The following is a 722-nucleotide window of genomic DNA, read 5'->3' on the forward strand; positions in this document are numbered from 1 at the left end:
GCTTCGCCGAGCACCTGGCCGCCGAGGGCATCGCCGCGTCCATCGGGACCGTCGCCGATGCGTATGACAACGCGCTCATGGAATGCGTCATCGGCTTGTACAAGACCGAGTGCATCACCACCACGATCTTCCACAACGGCCCGTACAAGACCATCGCCGACGTCGAGTACGCCACCGCCGGATGGGTCGAGTGGTACAACAATCGAAGGCTCCACTCGTCCCTGGCTATGACCACCCCGGCCGAGTACGAGACTGCCTACTACGCCGCCCTCAACCGAGAGCTGGCACCCACATAGGAGCGGCACGAAACCCGGGACGCTTCACTCACCGAAGTTCGTGTTCCCCGCCGTGATCATCCCCCGGATGAGGGCCCGGTTCGCCGGGTCGTTCAGGAACGAGATCACCTGTTTCGGAACCGCCCCGGCTCGTTCCCCGCCGCCGTACGTGGGGACGACCAGCACGTACGGCCGTGCCACTCGAATCAGTCCTTCGGCACGAAGGCGTAGCGGGATGCGCACGGCGGGCCGGTCGAGCCGTTCGACGAACCGGCGGGTGTTCTCCGACACGCTCGAGAAGAACACGAGATCAGGCGACTGGGCGGTGGCGAGCTCGCGCACCGAGAGCGCTGCGCGCCCGGATGCTGACGGGGCTGGCATGGCGGTCCTCCTCGCTCCCAGGGCTGTGACGCACCACGCCACCAACCACTACATGTTGTGCCTCAC

The 722-nt window shown here is 65.9% G+C and carries 1 protein-coding gene and 1 pseudogene; one reads left to right on the forward strand and one right to left on the reverse strand.

Features of this window, described 5'->3' with window-relative positions; genetic code table 11:
* On the forward strand, positions 1–296 hold a 296-nt coding region (locus ACZ1IK_RS11210; protein ID WP_465098521.1), incomplete at its 5' end, for an integrase core domain-containing protein.
* A 27-nt stretch (positions 297–323) separates the two neighbouring features.
* Here ACZ1IK_RS11210 and nrdI read toward each other — a convergent pair.
* A pseudogene (nrdI, locus tag ACZ1IK_RS11215) lies at positions 324–656 on the reverse strand (class Ib ribonucleoside-diphosphate reductase assembly flavoprotein NrdI); the annotation flags it as partial.
* Between the last annotated feature and the right edge of the window lie 66 nt (positions 657–722).

The sequence above is a fragment of the Micrococcus sp. CS26 genome (assembly GCF_055522295.1).